Origin of the sequence: Vibrio kanaloae (genome assembly GCF_024347535.1) — a bacterium.
GTDB lineage: Bacteria > Pseudomonadota > Gammaproteobacteria > Enterobacterales > Vibrionaceae > Vibrio > Vibrio kanaloae.
The window spans coordinates 1,111,930-1,128,155 of sequence record NZ_AP025497.1; the positions used below are offsets into that span (position 1 = coordinate 1,111,930).

The following is a 16,226-nucleotide window of genomic DNA, read 5'->3' on the forward strand; positions in this document are numbered from 1 at the left end:
TTGGTAGTAAGTCGATAGGCATTGATGCCATCAACGAATCAAGAGATTGCAATTGAGTAATTACAGCTTAGATTTTGCAGGGGACGAAGATTTTCGTCCCCTTGCTGCTCGTATGAGACCTGAAACTGTTGAACAGTATATCGGTCAGCAGCATATATTGGGTCCAGGTAAACCGCTTCGCAGAGCGTTGGAAGCGGGCCATATTCACTCGATGATTTTATGGGGTCCTCCTGGCACCGGTAAAACCACGTTAGCGGAAGTGGCTGCGAACTATGCGAGCGCAGAGGTTGAACGCGTATCAGCGGTAACCTCGGGCGTAAAAGATATTCGAATTGCGATTGAAAAAGCGCGTGAAAACAAGCAAGCCGGGCGTAGAACAATTCTGTTTGTGGACGAAGTCCATCGCTTTAACAAAAGTCAGCAAGATGCGTTCTTACCTCATATCGAAGATGGCACGGTTACGTTTATCGGCGCGACTACAGAAAACCCTTCTTTTGAATTGAATAACGCTTTGTTGTCGCGTGCGCGAGTCTACAAACTGACTTCTCTCAATACTGAGGATATCTCCCTCGTTATTCGCCAAGCTATCGAAGATAAACAGCGTGGGTTGGGTGATGTGTCTGCCAATTTTGCCGATAACGTCTTAGATCGCCTTGCTGAACTGGTCAACGGTGACGCACGTATGTCGCTCAACTATCTTGAGCTGCTGTATGACATGGCAGAAGACAACGACAAAGGCGAGAAAGCGATAACGTTGCAGTTGTTAGCTGAGGTAGCTGGTGAGAAAGTCGCTCGTTTCGATAACAAGGGCGATATTTGGTACGACCTAATCTCTGCCGTTCATAAGTCAATTCGTGGCTCTAATCCCGATGCCGCGCTGTATTGGTCGGCGCGAATGATTGCCGCGGGCTGTGACCCTCTGTATATCGTAAGACGTTTACTGGCGATTGCTTCTGAAGATATCGGTAATGCTGATCCAAGGGCCATGCAGGTAGCGATGTCAGCTTGGGACTGCTTTACTCGCATTGGCCCTGCGGAAGGGGAACGTGCGATTGCTCAAGCGGTTGTCTATTTAGCGTGTGCACCAAAGAGTAACGCCGTTTACACCGCTTGGAAACAAGCGTTAACCGATGCGCACAACCTTCCTGAATATGAAGTGCCTCATCATTTACGAAATGCACCGACAACTTTGATGAAGGACATGGGCTATGGGCAAGAATATCGTTATGCTCATGACGAACCGGGAGCCTACGCCGCTGGCGAAAAGTATTTGCCTCCTGAAATGGGAGAGAAGCAATACTATTTCCCAACAAAACGAGGCTTAGAGACCAAGATTGGCGAGAAGCTAGATTATCTGGCGGATTTGGACGCAAAAAGCCCACAAAAACGCTATGAAAAGTAGTCTTTTTTGGATATCGTTACCTAGTCATAAAAATTCAATTAAATCGTTATAAATTGGTCGAAATAGCACCAATTTTAGGGGTTTAGCAGTGATTCAGTAGCAAACTACTGAATATTCAAATAACTAAAGCATAGGATTAGCAATGCTGGATTCTAAATTACTTCGAGCTGAGCTGGATGAAACAGCGGCAAAATTAGCACGTCGAGGTTTCGCCCTTGATGTAGAGACAATTCGTGAACTTGAAGAAAAACGTAAGTCCCTTCAGATGAAAACTGAAGAGCTACAAGCGTTACGTAACTCTCGATCGAAGTCCATTGGTCAAGCGAAAGCAAAAGGCGACCATGAAGAAGCTGAGCGTATCCTTGCAGAAGTAGGCAACTTAGGCGCAGAACTAGACCAAGCTAAAGTCGCATTGGCTGACCTTCAATCTGAGCTAGAAACGATCACCATGTCTATTCCTAACCTTCCTGACGTAGAAGTGCCAGATGGTAAAGACGAAGACGACAACGTAGAAGTTTCTCGTTGGGGTCAACCTAAGACTTACGACTTCGAAGTGAAAGATCATGTGGATCTTGGCGAAATGTCTGGCGGTCTTGATTTTGCTAGCGCAGTTAAAATCTCGGGTTCTCGTTTCATCGTGATGAAAGGCAAATTTGCACGTCTGCACCGTGCTATTGCTCAGTTCATGCTGGATCTTCACACTGATGAGCACGGCTACACAGAAATGTACGTACCGTACCTAGTGAACCACGATAGCCTATACGGTACTGGTCAACTTCCTAAGTTCGGCGAAGACTTATTCCACACAAGTCCGCTGACTGAACAAGTGAGTGATGTTCCTCTTAAGACTCTATCGCTTATCCCTACTGCGGAAGTACCGGTAACGAACATGGTTCGTGACACGATTACTGACGAAGCTGAACTGCCACTTAAGATGACAGCTCACACACCATGTTTCCGTTCTGAAGCGGGTTCTTACGGTCGTGACACTCGTGGCCTTATCCGTATGCACCAATTCGACAAAGTTGAATTAGTACAAATCACCAAGCCAGAAGACTCAATGGCAGCGCTTGAAGAGCTAACAGGTCACGCTGAGAAAGTACTTCAACTTCTAGAACTTCCTTACCGTAAAGTGATTCTATGTACGGGCGACATGGGCTTCGGTTCTGCGAAAACTTACGACTTAGAAGTATGGGTTCCAGCACAAGAGACTTACCGTGAGATTTCTTCTTGTTCAAACATGTGGGATTTCCAAGCGCGTCGTATGCAAGCTCGTTTCCGTCGTAAAGGTGAGAAGAAACCTGAACTTGTGCACACACTAAACGGTTCTGGTCTTGCTGTAGGTCGTACTATGGTTGCTATTCTTGAGAACAACCAAGAAGCTGACGGCCGTATTGCTATCCCAGCAGTACTTCAGCCATACATGGGCGGCGTAACGCACATTGGTTAGTTAGCTCCTAGAGCCCTATTAATTCTGTAACCCAGCCATTCGGCTGGGTTTTTTATTTGCGATAAGATAAAGGTAGACGTATAAGACGCGACCTGCATGAGTTAAGTAAAGCAGTGGCTATTTTTTAATGCGCTATCAATGGCGCAAACAAGTTGTTCGATGTGCTCAGGCTTGCTAATGAAAGGAGGCATCATATAAATCAACTTACCAAATGGGCGGATCCAAACGCCTTGCTCTACAAAGTGCGCTTGAATGGTTTCCATATCGACAGGCGTGTGGGTTTCAACGACGCCAATAGCGCCCAACCAGCGAACGTTTTTGACGAGATCATGCCCTCGTAACGGTGGTAGCAACTCAGAGAAAAGCTGTTCAATCTGTTGAGTCTGATTTTTCCAATGGCCTTGCTCGATGATGGATAAACTTGCCGCACCGACTGCGCAAGCCAATGGGTTGCCCATAAAGGTTGGTCCGTGCATAAAGCAGCCCGCTTCACCGCCACATACTGTGTCAGCAACTTCTTTACTCGCAAGCGTTGCTGACAATGTCATATAACCACCAGTTAAAGCCTTGCCTACGCATAAGATGTCCGGTTGAACATCGGCATGCTCACAAGCGAACAGTTTCCCTGTGCGGCCAAATCCGGTCGCAATCTCATCCAAGATCAGCAATACATTGAATTCATCACACAGTAAGCGAACCTGTTTTAGGAACTCAGGGTGGTAGATGCGCATGCCGCCAGCCCCTTGAACGATAGGCTCTAAGATCACGGCTGCGACTTCTTGATGGTGTGTTGCCAGCTTTTCTCGAAAGCTGTTGATGTCGTTCGCGTCCCATTGATCCCAAAAGCCTGTTTTTGGCGAGTCAGCGAAAATGTGCTCCGGTAAAAAGCCTTTGTAGAGGCTGTGCATCGAGTTGTCAGGGTCGGTCACTGACATCGCCGCAAAGGTATCCCCGTGGTAACCATCTCTTAGTGTTAGGAACTTTGAGCGAGGTTGTCCTTTAGCGTGCCAATATTGCAGTGCCATCTTGAGGCTCACTTCTACGGCTACTGAACCTGAATCGGCCAAAAATACATGCTCAAGATTACTTGGCGCGAGATTCAAAAGCTTCTTACATAGATCGATAGCGGGTTGGTGGGTGATGCCACCAAACATAACGTGTGAAACCTTATCGATTTGGCTGTGAGCTGCAGCATTTAGCTCAGGGTGATTGTAGCCGTGGATGGTTGACCACCAAGATGACATACCATCAATAATTCGTTTTCCGCCTTCTAATTCTAGGTAAACACCGTCTGCGTTGGTGACTGGATAGCAGGTCAGAGGTGTTAACGTTGATGTGTAGGGATGCCAGATATGCTGGCGATCAAAGGCGAGATCCATAGTAACTTCCATTCCTGGTGTGATTAAAAAATAATCAGATGTAAACTTTTGATATTATCAATGTATTGACAGTCTAAAGCTTGTCGGTAGACTAGCCAAGCATAAATGCAATCTCTATTGATAGAGATGAAACATCAAATAATAAAAAAGGATCGACACGTGGAAGTTCGTCATGACTGGACAGTCGCTGAAGTAACAGCGCTGCTTGAAAAACCGTTTATGGATTTAATGTTTGAAGCTCAAGTGGTTCATAGACAGTACCAAGAGCACAACCACGTGCAGGTGAGTACGCTTCTATCGATTAAGACCGGTGCTTGTCCTGAAGACTGTAAGTACTGCCCTCAAAGTGCTCACTACCGAACGGATGTCGACAAAGAACGCCTAATGGAAGTAGAGCGTGTTTTGGATGCGGCGCAAAAAGCCAAGAACGCAGGCTCGACTCGTTTCTGTATGGGCGCGGCATGGAAAAACCCGAAAGAACGCGATATGCCTCACCTGACTGATATGATCAAAGGTGTGAAAGGTATGGGTCTAGAAACTTGTATGACACTAGGCATGTTAACCCCCGATCAAGCTGGCGAGTTAGCGGATGCAGGTTTGGATTACTACAACCACAACCTTGATACGTCTCCTGAGTTCTACGGCAGCATCATCACCACTCGTACTTACCAAGATCGTTTAGATACGCTATCTCACGTGCGTGATGCCGGTATGAAGATCTGTTCTGGTGGCATTATTGGTATGGGCGAAAGTACCAATGACCGTGCAGGCCTGCTGGTAGAGCTAGCGAACCTTCCGGTACACCCTGAGAGTGTGCCAATCAACATGCTCGTGAAAGTGAAAGGCACACCGATGGAAAACGTCGATGATGTTGAACCTTTTGACTTCATTAAGTTGATTGCGATTGCTCGTATCATGATGCCAATGTCTGCGGTTCGTCTATCTGCAGGTCGCGAGAATATGAATGAACAGATGCAAGCGATGTGCTTCATGGCTGGCGCGAACTCTATCTTCTACGGTTGTAAGTTACTGACTACGCCAAACCCAGATGAAGACACGGATATGCAGCTGTTTAAGAAGTTAGGTATCAACAGCCAACAAGTGGCTCAGAAGCCTGATGAAATTCAAGAAAACGAACTGTTAGATCAAGTGGTGGAGCGCGTTGCTGCTCGTCCAACGAAAGATGACATGTTCTACGATGCCACTGTTTAAATCTCGTATCAAAGATGCCCTTGTTCAACGCCGCGAACAGGGGCTAACTCGTCAACTCAAGGTACTCGAAAGCAGTAATGGTCCTTTGCTTACTAGCGAAGGTTCTAGCTTCATTAATTTTTCGAGTAATGATTACCTAGGCTTGGCGAGCGATCCTGAATTGGTGGAGGCTTGGCAAGCGGGACTTTCTCAGTATGGTGCTGGCAGTGCGGCATCGCCAATGGTCACGGGTTTTAGTCCTGCTCATCGAAATTTAGAAGCTCAACTTTGTGAATGGTTGGGTTTTGAACGTGCCATTCTCTTTAGTTCTGGTTTCAGTGCGAACCAAGCCTTGTTGTTTTCTCTGCTCGAAAAAGGCGACTCTCTGTTGCAAGACAAATTTAACCACGCCTCTTTGATGGAAGCGGGGATGCTTTGTCCTGCAACAATGAAACGCTTTAAGCACAACGATACACAACATCTAGAGTCGTTATTAGGTCGGTCTCCACAATCGTTAGTCGTCACTGAAGGCGTATTCAGCATGGATGGTGACCAAGCGCCTCTCGAATATATCTCTAGCCTGACTAATCAATACGACAGTTGGTTGGCGATTGATGATGCCCACGGTATTGGCGTATTAGGTGATAAAGGGGCAGGGAGCTGCAACGCCGCACAAATCTCACCTGATATCTTGGTGGTGACCTTTGGTAAAGCATTTGGCCTTTCTGGTGCTGCGATTCTTTGTTCGTCAGAAGTGGGGGATTACTTAACTCAGTTTGCGCGTCATCATGTGTATTCGACGGCGATGCCACCTTCACAAGCGGTGGCTTTGTCTCATGCGTGTCAGATGATTCAGACGCAAGAGTGGCGCCGAGAAAAGCTGACTGAGTTAGGGGCTCTCTATACAGAGCAGGTAAATGGTTTGAAAGGCTTTGTGGATACTCAGACTCCGATTAAGCCGTTTTTAATCGGCGAAGCCCAAGCTGCGTTGTCGATAGCTGAAGAGTTAAAGCAAAACCAAGTTTGGGTGACCGCAATAAGGCCGCCAACCATTCCTGCTGGAACCGCTCGATTACGAATCACGTTAACGGCTAACCATAGCCAAAAACAGATACTTCAATTAACCAGGTCGTTGCATCAAGCCATTGAACGAAACATCGGCTCAGGCATTAAATCGCATATCTATCCAAGCTTTGAATCAAATAAAGAGGCTCAGTAAATGTCACAAGAAGCAGTAGTGCATAATTACGTCGGCCAAGATAAGAGTGCGATTGCCGAAGCCTTTGGTAAAGCAGCAACAACCTATGATAAACACGCTGAATTTCAGCGCGATGTTGGCCACCGATTACTGGATAAACTACCCAGCGATCTGTCAGGTTTCAAGGTGCTGGATCTAGGTTGTGGTACTGGCTATTTCTCAGGGCAACTTGTAAAACGAGGCGCCGAAGTGGTTTGCGCTGATCTTTCTGTTGGAATGTTAGCAACAGCAGAGAAGCGGTGTGGTGCATCTGTCTCTTTATACCAACAAGCCGATGCTGAACAATTGCCGTTTGAAGATGGGTGTTTTGACATCGTTTTCTCTAGCCTTGCGTTGCAATGGTGTGACGACTTGTCGTCGCCTTTGAGAGAGATGAAGCGTGTTACAGCGGCTGGTGGGCGTGTTATTTTCTCAACTTTGCTTGATGGGTCACTGTTTGAACTGAAAAAGTCATGGTCAAAAATTGACGCACATCAACACGTTAACCATTTTATCACAATCAATCAGGTAAAAATTGCGTTAGCGCAATCTAGCTGTGCGGCTCATCAACTAGACTTGCCCACCATCACTGTTTGGTACGACACTGCGTTTGAACTGATGCGCGACCTTAAAGGTATCGGCGCTAATCACGTAAGTGGTCGCTCACAAGGTTTAACAAGTCGTCGCATGTTACAGCTTGTTGAACGGGAATATCGAGAGTTTAAAAACCATCAAGGTTTCTTACCAGCAACATATCAAGTTTGTTTAGGGGTTATTCAATTATGATTGATGCATTATTCATTGCAGGTACGGATACCGAAGTGGGAAAAACTGTGGTTTCAAAAGCGATTCTTCAAGCTTTGGCCGCACAAGATTTATCGACAATTGGTTATAAGCCAGTTGCTGCAGGGTGTGAGAAATACCCTGAAGGTTTACGTAATAGCGATGCGCTGCATCTTCGAGAAGCGGCGACGCAAGATATTGCTTACGAAGACGTCAACCCATACGCGTTGTTGCTACCATCATCGCCTCACATCGCCGCGAAGCATGACGGTGTCGTGATTGATGAAGCGGTATTATCAGCGAAGCTAGAACAGCATAAGCAGAACTCTGACATCGTTTTAGTTGAAGGTGCTGGTGGTTGGCGTGTACCGGTTTCAGATGACGAATACTTGTCTAGCTGGATTAAGAAAGAGCAGCTTCCAGTTGTATTAACGGTAGGTATTAAGCTGGGTTGTTTGAGCCACGCTCTATTAACCGCAGAAGCGATTCGTGCAGATGGTCTAAATCTAGTCGGTTGGGTAGCAAACCGCATTAACCCAGGCACTGAACACTACGCAGATATTATTGCGATGCTTGAAGATAAGCTTGGTGCGCCAAAGTTAGGTGAGATCCCTTACGTACCAAAAGCGAAGTCTAAGAATATTGGTAAGTACATTAATGTACAGCCATTGCTTGAACTTTAATTCTCAAGTTATACGTGAAACAAGAAAAGGGCTGCGATTGCAGCCCTTTTGCTATTTTAAGCCTGTGTAGAGTTAAGCTTGGGATTAATACTCTTTTGTCAGTCCCATTAGTGCTTGTTGTGTCTCTGTTATATTGGTCTGCGCTGCTTGTGGCGTAAGAATACCGATCTGTTTCTTTGCTTCTTCTTCAGTAATCCCTAGGTGACAGCACAGTAAATCAATAGCCATTTGAGTGTTAGTACCTTCAACCATGATTGTTCCCTTGTTGTACATGGACAAGCCAATAAATCATCTGAAGCCACTGTAAACGGATTGTTATATCGATACCATACGACTTAGGTCTAATAGAATGCGAGTAATCCGAATGCAGCTTCGTAATCAAATGTTGCAATTTAATGCTTAACCTTGTTTTCTTAATCTAAGACTATATGTATAAGTAAGTATAAGTCTTCAAGGTTGGAATATATTGCTCTCTGCCTTGTATCTATAACAATAAGTTTACAAAAATAGCTTTGATGCGGAGATAAGTAATGAAGCGAGTAATGTTGTTCCTTGCAACCAACCTTGCGGTTGTATTGGTACTAAGTGTTGTTCTTAATATTGTATACGCAGTCACAGGTATGCAACCAGGAAGTCTCTCAGGCTTATTGGTGATGGCTGCGGTATTTGGTTTTGGCGGCTCATTCATTTCATTAATGATGTCAAAGAAAATGGCGCTGCGCTCTGTAGGCGGCATGGTCATTGAAAGTCCGCGTAATGAAACAGAACATTGGTTGATGGAGACGGTAAGCCGTCAAGCTCAACAAGTTGGTATTGGTATGCCAACAGTGGCGATCTACGACTCACCAGACATCAACGCATTCGCGACAGGTGCTAAGCGTGACGATTCATTGGTAGCGGTATCAACAGGCTTGCTACACAACATGACGCGTGATGAAGCTGAAGCGGTATTAGCGCATGAAGTTAGCCACATCGCGAACGGCGATATGGTGACCATGACGTTAATGCAGGGGGTTGTGAACACGTTCGTTATCTTCTTATCTCGTTTCATCGCCAACATTGTTGCGTCAAATGACAGCGAAGAAGAGGGTGGCAGCAATATGATGGTGTACTTCGGTGTATCTATGGTGCTGGAGTTGGTATTTGGTTTCTTAGCAAGCTTCATTACGATGTGGTACAGCCGTCATCGTGAATTCCATGCTGATGCAGGTGCAGCAAACCTAGTGGGTAAAGAGAAGATGATTGCAGCGCTAGAGCGTCTAAAGGTGAGCCACGAGCCACAACTAGAAGGTTCTATGATGGCATTTGGTATCAACGGTAAAAAGTCTCTAACAGAACTTCTAATGAGCCATCCACCACTAGATAAGCGTATTGCGTCTCTACGTAACATGTAGTCGCTAGGTATTCTGTCGTCGCTAGTCGATAAGATACCTTTGAAAGGCTTCCCTCGGGAGGCCTTTTTTGATCTTGGTGTTTAAGACAGTAAGTATCCGAGGGGTATGTGTTTGGTAATTGAGGGGTACTGGTGACTGAGGGCTACGATATTTAATGGGTGATACCTCATGAACTGATATAAGTAGGGTGATTAGAAGGGGGACTTTGTGTTTTTTTGATTGCAGCTCTTGCTCAGTACACTTTGTTTCGCTCAAAAAAAAGGCTTCCACATGGGAAGCCTTAGTCTATTCTGTAATTCGAAATTCGAATCTTACAGCTTGTCAGTTAGCTCGATTGCTTGACCGATGTAGTTCGCTGGTGTCATCTCTTTCAGGCGAACTTTCTCGTCTGCAGGGATTTCAAGACCGTTGATGAATGCACGCATGCCTTCGCCATCTACACGCTTACCACGAGTTAGCTCTTTTAGCTTCTCGTATGGCTTCTCGATACCGTAACGACGCATTACTGTTTGTACTGGTTCAGCCAGTACTTCCCAGTTCTTATCTAGTTCAGCAAGTAGCGCTTCACGATTAACTTCTAGCTTGCTAATACCTTTCAGAGTTGAAGTGTATGCAATGATTGCGTAGCCAACACCAACACCTAGGTTACGAAGAACCGTAGAGTCAGTTAGGTCACGTTGCCAGCGAGAAACTGGAAGCTTTTGTGCAAGGTGGCTAAATACTGCGTTAGCTAGACCAAGATTGCCTTCAGAGTTTTCGAAGTCAATTGGATTAACTTTATGCGGCATTGTCGAAGAACCGATTTCGCCAGCAATAGTCTTCTGCTTGAAGTGACCAAGAGCGATGTAACCCCAAACGTCACGGTCGAAGTCTAGAAGTATTGTGTTGAAACGAGCAACAGCGTCGAATAGCTCAGCGATGTAATCGTGAGGTTCGATTTGAGTTGTGTACGGGTTCCAAGTTACGCCAAGAGATTCAGTGATGAACTCTTCGCTGAACTGGTGCCATTCAACTTCAGGGTATGCAGAAAGGTGAGCGTTGTAGTTACCTACAGCACCGTTGATTTTCGCTAGGATCTCAACGCTTTCGATTTGCTTGTATTGACGTTCCATGCGGTATGCAACGTTAGCCATCTCTTTGCCCATCGTAGAAGGAGAAGCTGGCTGACCGTGTGTACGAGATAATAGAGGAATATCACGGTACTCGTTCGCAAGTGCTTTGATAGCCTCAATTACGTTGCGAATTTCCGGAAGAATCACTGTGTCACGAGCTTCTTTAAGCATAAGCGCGTGAGATGTGTTGTTGATGTCTTCAGAAGTACATGCAAAGTGAATGAATTCGTTAACTGCGTGAAGCTCAGGAACGCCAGCAACTTTCTCTTTCAAGAAGTATTCAACCGCTTTAACGTCGTGGTTTGTCGTGCGCTCAATTTCTTTGATACGCAGAGCGTCTTCTTCGCTGAAGTTAGCGGCTAGTTCATCAAGAAACTGGTTAGCTTCTGCACTGAACGCTGGTACTTCTTTGATTGCATCAGTTGCTGCAAGCTTTTGTAACCAACGAATTTCAACGATAGAGCGGTACTTTAGTAGTCCAAACTCACTAAAGATGCTGCGTAATGCAATAGTCTTACTTCCGTAACGGCCGTCTACTGGTGAAACAGCAGTCAATGCTGACAGTTCCATGGTGTTCTCCTGAATTGAGTTTTCTAAATTTTGAGAGGTTTATACCAGTAACAATCTCAATTGTCACGCACATTGCGCAATCGTTTGCGTGAGAGTTGTGTTGATATAAAAAACAAGCTCGCGACGAGGCGCGAGCTAATAAATTACATTCGAGCTAGTAGGATTTGAGCCTGCTCGATCATCTTCTTGCGACCGAAGATAAGATGGCGGCGTTTACCACCAACCTGGCGCCAAAGAACAGCGCTTCGAATTCCTGATAGAAGCAGTGCACGAACCTTATGTTGGCTCGACGTCTGTTGAAGTACAGCCGGCGTACCAGAAACCTGAATGCGCGGGCCGATTGGGCTCACTACATCTAGGTAGATGCTCGCAAGGTTGCTGATCATTTGCTCGTCAAATAGATCAAAGTGCTCCGTTTGACGTTCTGCAGTTTGAATGCGGTCACCAAGCTGAGACATAGAATCGTTGCGAGAAGATAGCTTACGCTCAAGCGCCATTAAGCTGATGATGTAACGAGTGATATCGCTACCCGCTGGAGTACTATCGATACCTTTAACTAAGCACTCTAGGCCAAGCTTTAGGTTAGCTTCTCGGCCAAACACACCCACGGTATTCGCTGGGTTGGTATTTACAATGGCACTGAGTGAAGCTTCGAAGGCATCTTTATCACAATGGCCGTCTTTCGCTACTTGTTGAACCAAAGCCACAGCTTGGCAAATTCCGGCGAAAGCAATAGTACGGTCATAAAGTGTATTAGCCACGTAGTAACTCCTAGTTGTCTTCTATCGTTTGTCGTTTGATTGATTAGATGCGCTTTTCGATGATACCACCACCAAGACATACTTCGCCTTGGTAGAATACCGCTGATTGGCCTGGGGTCACAGCAATTTGTGGCTCATCAAAGATAACCTTAATGTTCTCATCATCAATTGGGATGATTGTACAAGGAATATCGGTTTGACGGTAACGTGTTTTTACCGTGCATGTCATAACTTCAGTAATTGGTGTGCGATTTACCCAATGAAGCTGAGATGCGATCAAACCTTCTGATTTCAGAAGCGGGTGGTCTTTGCCTTGTACTGCGATCAGTACATTACGCTTAAGGTCTTTTTCACCAACAAACCATGGTTCTTCATTACCGCCACCACCTTTGGTGCCGCCGATATGTAGGCCTTTACGCTGACCTAGCGTGTGGTACATCAAGCCTTGGTGTTGACCAATCACTTGGCCTTCTGGTGTTTCTATGTTACCCGGTTGTGCTGGTAGGTATTTGCCAAGGAACTCTGTAAACTTACGTTCACCAATAAAGCAGATACCTGTTGAATCTTTCTTCTTCGCGGTGATCAAGTCTTGTTCTTCCGCAATGCGTCGCACTTCAGGCTTCTCTAATTCACCAACAGGGAATAGGCTGCGTGCTACTTGATCTGAACTAAGCGTATATAGGAAATAGCTTTGGTCTTTGTTGCTGTCTAGGCCACGTAGCATTGCTGGCTTAATGCCAGCATCTAGCTCTTCTTGAGTAGGGAAAGTACGACGAACGTAGTGACCCATCGCTATATAATCTGCGTCTAGCACTTCATCCGCAAACTCTAAGAATGCTTTGAATTTGATTTCTTTGTTACAAAGGATATCAGGGTTAGGAGTACGACCTGCTTTGTATTCTTCAAGGAAGTATTCGAATACGTTGTCCCAATATTCTGCAGCAAAGTTGATAGTGTGAAGGTGGATACCTAATTTGTCACATACCGCTTGAGCATCAGCAAGATCTTCAGCTGCCGTGCAGTACTCTTCGTTATCATCTTCTTCCCAGTTTTTCATGAAAAGGCCTTCTACCTGATAGCCTTGTTGCTGAAGAAGATACGCCGATACTGACGAATCTACACCGCCGGACATACCGACAATTACTTTCTTTTCGCTGTTTCCAGAGCTGATATCTGACATGTCTAAACACCGTTACTATTACTTGGTCGCAGATTCTAACAGAAAGAGAAACGCCGTGACAGATCCGAGACCGGAATCACAGTTTCATTTGCACAAAATAGTGCGCTGACTTTGTTAGAGAATTGCATGAGAGCGAGGTGAGTCGCTAGGATGTCAGAAGTATATGTGGCATAGTCGCTCGAAATCCAAGACCTGAGATAAAAAATGTCTGAACAAAATGAATTTATGCAAGAAGAAGAGTTGATTGAGATTATTGAAAATCAGCTTGAAGATGGCGAACCTGTAAAAGTAAAAGAGACGCTAATGCGTTTAATGATGACAGGCACTCCTCGTGAAGAGGCGATTGCGGCGATGGCATGTGCATTGGCTATTGAAGTGTTTGATGTAATGAAGAACGGTGCAGAGTTTAATCAAAAGCGTTATGCAGAGCATTTAGGAATGCTGCCTGATCTAAGCTTTATGGAAGGCGAATAAAAAAATAGTTCGGCAAACGTTTGCTATAGTTTGAAAGATTGCCGCGTTAAATATAGCGCGGTAGAATCCGCCACCTATTTCCCCTTGACTTAGACTAGCCCTATGAAATTCCCTGGACAACGTAAATCAAAGCATTACTTTCCGGTTCACGCACGTGACCCTCTAGTGAGCCAAGCTCAAAGTAGTAAAAGAATGTCACGCACTCATATTATCGGTATTGACCAAACCTTGGTGGATATTGAAGCAAAAGTGAGTTCCGAACTTATTGAGAAGTATGGTTTAAGTAAAGGGCATTCATTGGTTATCGGTGACGAAGCCGCTGAGTCTTTATATCAAGAATTAAAAGAACATTGCCTAATTACCAATGAGTACGCTGGTGGCACAATAGGTAATACATTACACAATTATTCCGTACTGGCGGATGATCGCTCAACACTGCTTGGTGTAATGAGTCAAGATATTAAGATTGGTAGCTATGGTTACCGTTATTTATGTAATACATCAAGCAGAATGGATCTGAACCACTTACAAGGGGTAGATGGCGCAATTGGTCGCTGCTTTGCATTAATTACAGAAGATGGTGAACGTACTTTCGCAATCAGCGAAGGTCAGATGAACCAATTAAATCCAGAAAGTATTCCAGAGAAAATTTTCAAAAGTGCTTCTGCTTTAGTATTAACAGCATATTTAGTTCGTTGTAAGCCAGGCGATCCTATGCCTGAAGCAACAATGAAAGCTATTGAATATGCGAAAAAATATGATGTGCCCGTTGTTTTAACGTTAGGTACAAAGTTCGTTATTCAAGATGATCCTGAATTTTGGAAAGACTTCTTAGAGCAACACGTAACGGTTGTTGCAATGAACGAAGATGAAGCGGAAGCCCTAACCGGTGAAAGTGATCCGCTTGCTGCCTCAGACAAAGCGCTAGAGTGGGTGGACTTAGTTCTCTGTACGGCTGGCCCTGTTGGCCTATTCATGGCGGGTTACACTGAAGATGCAGCAAAGCGTGAAACATCACTGCCTTTACTTCCTGGTTCAATTGCAGAATTCAACCGTTTTGAATTTAGCCGTCCTGCGCATAAAGATTTATGTGAGAACCCGACTAAGATCTATTCTCATATTGCCCCTTACATGGGTGGCCCAGAAACGATCAAAAATACCAATGGTGCTGGTGATGCGGCGTTGTCTGCTCTATTACATGATATGGCGGCAAATAAATACCATAAAGAAAATGTACCAAATTCGAGTAAGCACCAACATTCATTCTTGACGTACTCTTCTTTCTCACAAGTTTGTAAATATTCAAACCGTGCTAGTTATGAAGTGTTAGTTCAACACTCACCACGTTTATCTCGTGGTCTTCCTGAAAGAGAAGATAGTCTAGAAGAAGCTTACTGGGAAAGATAATACGCTTTACTTATCAAATCCATTTCTAGTGATGAATTTGAAATATAAAAAAAGGCTTCGAAAGAAGCCTTTTTTATTTCTGAATATATTGAAGCCGTAAATAATACTTTGGTCGACTGTAATATTAATTCAATTGCTGAGTGTGTGGTGAGTCACCCATTGAAGGTTTAGCTAGATTGCAAACTCTTCTAGAGATTTACCAGCATCTAGTTGCTCTTGGATAGCTGAAGGCGTACGGCCTTGACCTGTCCAAGTTTTCTCGTTGCCGTTTGCGTCTACGTATTTGTATTTCGCTGGGCGAGGAGCGCGTTTAGCTTTAGTTGTTTTAGATTTTGCTTCACCAGAAAGAGCTGCAATAAGATCGGCAACATCAATTCCGTCTTTTGCAATTTGTTCAGCGATAGCAGAAAGCTTAGCTTCTTGTTCTGCTTTAGCAGCACGTTCTTCAGCTTCAGATTCTTGACGCTCTTGTACAACAATAGTTAGCTTGTCTAGCGCTTCTTCAAGTTGCTCAAGAGTTAATTCACGTGAGAATGCACGAAGGCTGCGGATATTTAATAAAGTTTTTGTTAATTCAGACATGATATTTCCCATCAAGGTAAACCAAATAATCCTGCTAATAATAAACAGAGCACAGGAATAAAACAAATAGTATTTCTAGTAAAGGTTATTTAAATATAAAAGTGAGATGAATAGTTGAAAATGAAGAGATACATTCCTCTATTGAATTTCTAATAATCATTAGAGTATCTAAAAATAGATATGTGACTTGTAGAGCAGCAACCTTATGTTGATTATTTTCTAGTATTACGTTACTAACAAAACCCTATTTTTCTCGGAATGATATGTTGCATTGTTGCTTTTGATGGGTACAATTGCGGCTACCTGATGCGATGCTTCAGTTAATTTATTGTTAAACTCTGGTTTCAATGGTTAATGATGTTATCGCACGTAGAGGTGCAATTATGAAGAGTAGTTATCGTTGGGGTGATGCCAATGAACGAGAATGAAAGGTGTAATTGCCGAAGTAAATTGTATATCTAAGCAATTTGCTGGGGTTGTGCTCAATAGGTACAACACTGCCATAGTCTTAATTTTAAACTATGGAGCGCTACTGTAGGGTTGGGTGAAGTGTTCACTTCCCTTTCGCTTAGTTCAACATGAGCTTGATAAATCGTATCAAGTTTATCTGCAGTAGATCTC

Annotated in this window: 15 protein-coding genes and 1 riboswitch; of the genes, 9 read left to right on the forward strand and 6 right to left on the reverse strand. The window is 44.5% G+C overall.

The annotated features are described in order from the left end of the window. Positions 1 to 46 precede the first annotated feature (46 nt). Both OCV24_RS05310 and serS read left to right on the forward strand, forming a co-directional pair. Positions 47 to 1,402: a replication-associated recombination protein A gene (locus OCV24_RS05310; RefSeq protein WP_241908847.1), complete on the forward strand. Its 1,356-nt coding sequence runs from the start codon at positions 47 to 49 to the stop codon at positions 1,400 to 1,402. A 142-nt stretch (positions 1,403 to 1,544) separates the two neighbouring features. Then, positions 1,545 to 2,852 (forward strand): serine--tRNA ligase, encoded by a 1,308-nt coding sequence (serS, locus tag OCV24_RS05315; protein ID WP_137007240.1) that lies wholly within the window; start codon positions 1,545 to 1,547, stop codon positions 2,850 to 2,852. A gap of 101 nt (positions 2,853 to 2,953) precedes the next feature. On the opposite strand, the gene bioA is transcribed toward serS, so the two are convergent. Further along, on the reverse strand, positions 2,954 to 4,231 hold the full coding sequence (gene bioA / locus OCV24_RS05320) for an adenosylmethionine--8-amino-7-oxononanoate transaminase (RefSeq protein ID WP_150878214.1): 1,278 nt from the start codon (positions 4,229 to 4,231) through the stop codon (positions 2,954 to 2,956). Between the two features lie 159 nt (positions 4,232 to 4,390). On the opposite strand from bioA, the gene bioB reads away from it, so the two are divergent. The 4 genes from bioB to bioD are packed head-to-tail and all read left to right on the forward strand — an operon-like array spanning position 4,391 to position 8,125. Further along, entirely contained in the window at positions 4,391 to 5,443 is a 1,053-nt protein-coding gene (gene bioB / locus OCV24_RS05325; RefSeq protein ID WP_150878216.1) for a biotin synthase BioB, read from the forward strand. After that, positions 5,430 to 6,641: an 8-amino-7-oxononanoate synthase gene (gene bioF / locus OCV24_RS05330; RefSeq protein ID WP_150878286.1), complete on the forward strand. Its 1,212-nt coding sequence runs from the start codon at positions 5,430 to 5,432 to the stop codon at positions 6,639 to 6,641. The genes bioB and bioF overlap by 14 nt, the downstream gene beginning before the upstream one ends. Continuing rightward, on the forward strand, positions 6,642 to 7,445 hold the full coding sequence (bioC, locus tag OCV24_RS05335; protein ID WP_136996596.1) for a malonyl-ACP O-methyltransferase BioC: 804 nt from the start codon (positions 6,642 to 6,644) through the stop codon (positions 7,443 to 7,445). Continuing rightward, entirely contained in the window at positions 7,442 to 8,125 is a 684-nt protein-coding gene (gene bioD, locus OCV24_RS05340) for a dethiobiotin synthase (protein ID WP_150878218.1), read from the forward strand. Before bioC ends, bioD begins: the two co-directional genes overlap by 4 nt. An 84-nt stretch (positions 8,126 to 8,209) precedes the next feature. On the opposite strand, the gene OCV24_RS05345 is transcribed toward bioD, so the two are convergent. Continuing rightward, positions 8,210 to 8,377 carry a hypothetical protein gene (locus OCV24_RS05345; RefSeq protein ID WP_167514258.1) on the reverse strand — a complete coding sequence of 56 codons (168 nt, stop codon included), beginning with the start codon at positions 8,375 to 8,377 and terminating at the stop codon, positions 8,210 to 8,212. A gap of 278 nt (positions 8,378 to 8,655) precedes the next feature. On the opposite strand from OCV24_RS05345, the gene htpX reads away from it, so the two are divergent. After that, complete coding sequence (gene htpX, locus OCV24_RS05350) at positions 8,656 to 9,519, forward strand: protease HtpX (RefSeq protein ID WP_029627079.1); 864 nt, start codon at positions 8,656 to 8,658, stop codon at positions 9,517 to 9,519. 311 nt (positions 9,520 to 9,830) lie between these two features. Here the strand turns inward: htpX and purB are convergent, their stop codons facing one another. The 3 genes from purB to mnmA form a co-directional block, all read right to left on the reverse strand. Further along, positions 9,831 to 11,201, reverse strand: a complete 1,371-nt coding sequence (purB, locus tag OCV24_RS05355) for an adenylosuccinate lyase (RefSeq protein WP_150878220.1) — start codon at positions 11,199 to 11,201, stop codon at positions 9,831 to 9,833. Positions 11,202 to 11,344: 143 nt separating this feature from the next. After that, positions 11,345 to 11,962, reverse strand: coding sequence for a high frequency lysogenization protein HflD (gene hflD / locus OCV24_RS05360; protein ID WP_017057060.1), 618 nt, complete (start codon positions 11,960 to 11,962; stop codon positions 11,345 to 11,347). Positions 11,963 to 12,005: 43 nt separating this feature from the next. Continuing rightward, positions 12,006 to 13,142 carry a tRNA 2-thiouridine(34) synthase MnmA gene (mnmA, locus tag OCV24_RS05365; RefSeq protein ID WP_046223809.1) on the reverse strand — a complete coding sequence of 379 codons (1,137 nt, stop codon included), beginning with the start codon at positions 13,140 to 13,142 and terminating at the stop codon, positions 12,006 to 12,008. A 204-nt stretch (positions 13,143 to 13,346) separates the two neighbouring features. Between mnmA and OCV24_RS05370 the strand changes: the two genes are divergently transcribed. Both OCV24_RS05370 and OCV24_RS05375 read left to right on the forward strand, forming a co-directional pair. Beyond that, positions 13,347 to 13,616 carry a hypothetical protein gene (locus OCV24_RS05370; protein WP_010439986.1) on the forward strand — a complete coding sequence of 90 codons (270 nt, stop codon included), beginning with the start codon at positions 13,347 to 13,349 and terminating at the stop codon, positions 13,614 to 13,616. 102 nt (positions 13,617 to 13,718) lie between these two features. Beyond that, positions 13,719 to 15,023 carry an inosine/guanosine kinase gene (locus OCV24_RS05375; protein WP_017057062.1) on the forward strand — a complete coding sequence of 435 codons (1,305 nt, stop codon included), beginning with the start codon at positions 13,719 to 13,721 and terminating at the stop codon, positions 15,021 to 15,023. A gap of 171 nt (positions 15,024 to 15,194) precedes the next feature. Here OCV24_RS05375 and OCV24_RS05380 read toward each other — a convergent pair whose 3' ends face one another. Next, complete coding sequence (locus tag OCV24_RS05380) at positions 15,195 to 15,605, reverse strand: H-NS family histone-like protein (RefSeq protein WP_017057063.1); 411 nt, start codon at positions 15,603 to 15,605, stop codon at positions 15,195 to 15,197. Between the two features lie 362 nt (positions 15,606 to 15,967). After that, positions 15,968 to 16,145, forward strand: a riboswitch (Lysine riboswitch). Positions 16,146 to 16,226: the final 81 nt, after the last annotated feature.

Coding starts and splice junctions, on each gene's coding strand:
- serS (WP_137007240.1), top strand. CDS start 1,545: ATGCTGGATTCTAAATTACTTCGAGCTGAGCTGGATGAAACAGCGGCA.
- bioA (WP_150878214.1), bottom strand. CDS start 4,231: ATGGATCTCGCCTTTGATCGCCAGCATATCTGGCATCCCTACACATCA.
- bioF (WP_150878286.1), top strand. CDS start 5,430: ATGCCACTGTTTAAATCTCGTATCAAAGATGCCCTTGTTCAACGCCGC.
- bioC (WP_136996596.1), top strand. CDS start 6,642: ATGTCACAAGAAGCAGTAGTGCATAATTACGTCGGCCAAGATAAGAGT.
- bioD (WP_150878218.1), top strand. CDS start 7,442: ATGATTGATGCATTATTCATTGCAGGTACGGATACCGAAGTGGGAAAA.
- OCV24_RS05345 (WP_167514258.1), bottom strand. CDS start 8,377: ATGGTTGAAGGTACTAACACTCAAATGGCTATTGATTTACTGTGCTGT.
- htpX (WP_029627079.1), top strand. CDS start 8,656: ATGAAGCGAGTAATGTTGTTCCTTGCAACCAACCTTGCGGTTGTATTG.
- purB (WP_150878220.1), bottom strand. CDS start 11,201: ATGGAACTGTCAGCATTGACTGCTGTTTCACCAGTAGACGGCCGTTAC.
- mnmA (WP_046223809.1), bottom strand. CDS start 13,142: ATGTCAGATATCAGCTCTGGAAACAGCGAAAAGAAAGTAATTGTCGGT.
- OCV24_RS05370 (WP_010439986.1), top strand. CDS start 13,347: ATGTCTGAACAAAATGAATTTATGCAAGAAGAAGAGTTGATTGAGATT.
- OCV24_RS05375 (WP_017057062.1), top strand. CDS start 13,719: ATGAAATTCCCTGGACAACGTAAATCAAAGCATTACTTTCCGGTTCAC.
- OCV24_RS05380 (WP_017057063.1), bottom strand. CDS start 15,605: ATGTCTGAATTAACAAAAACTTTATTAAATATCCGCAGCCTTCGTGCA.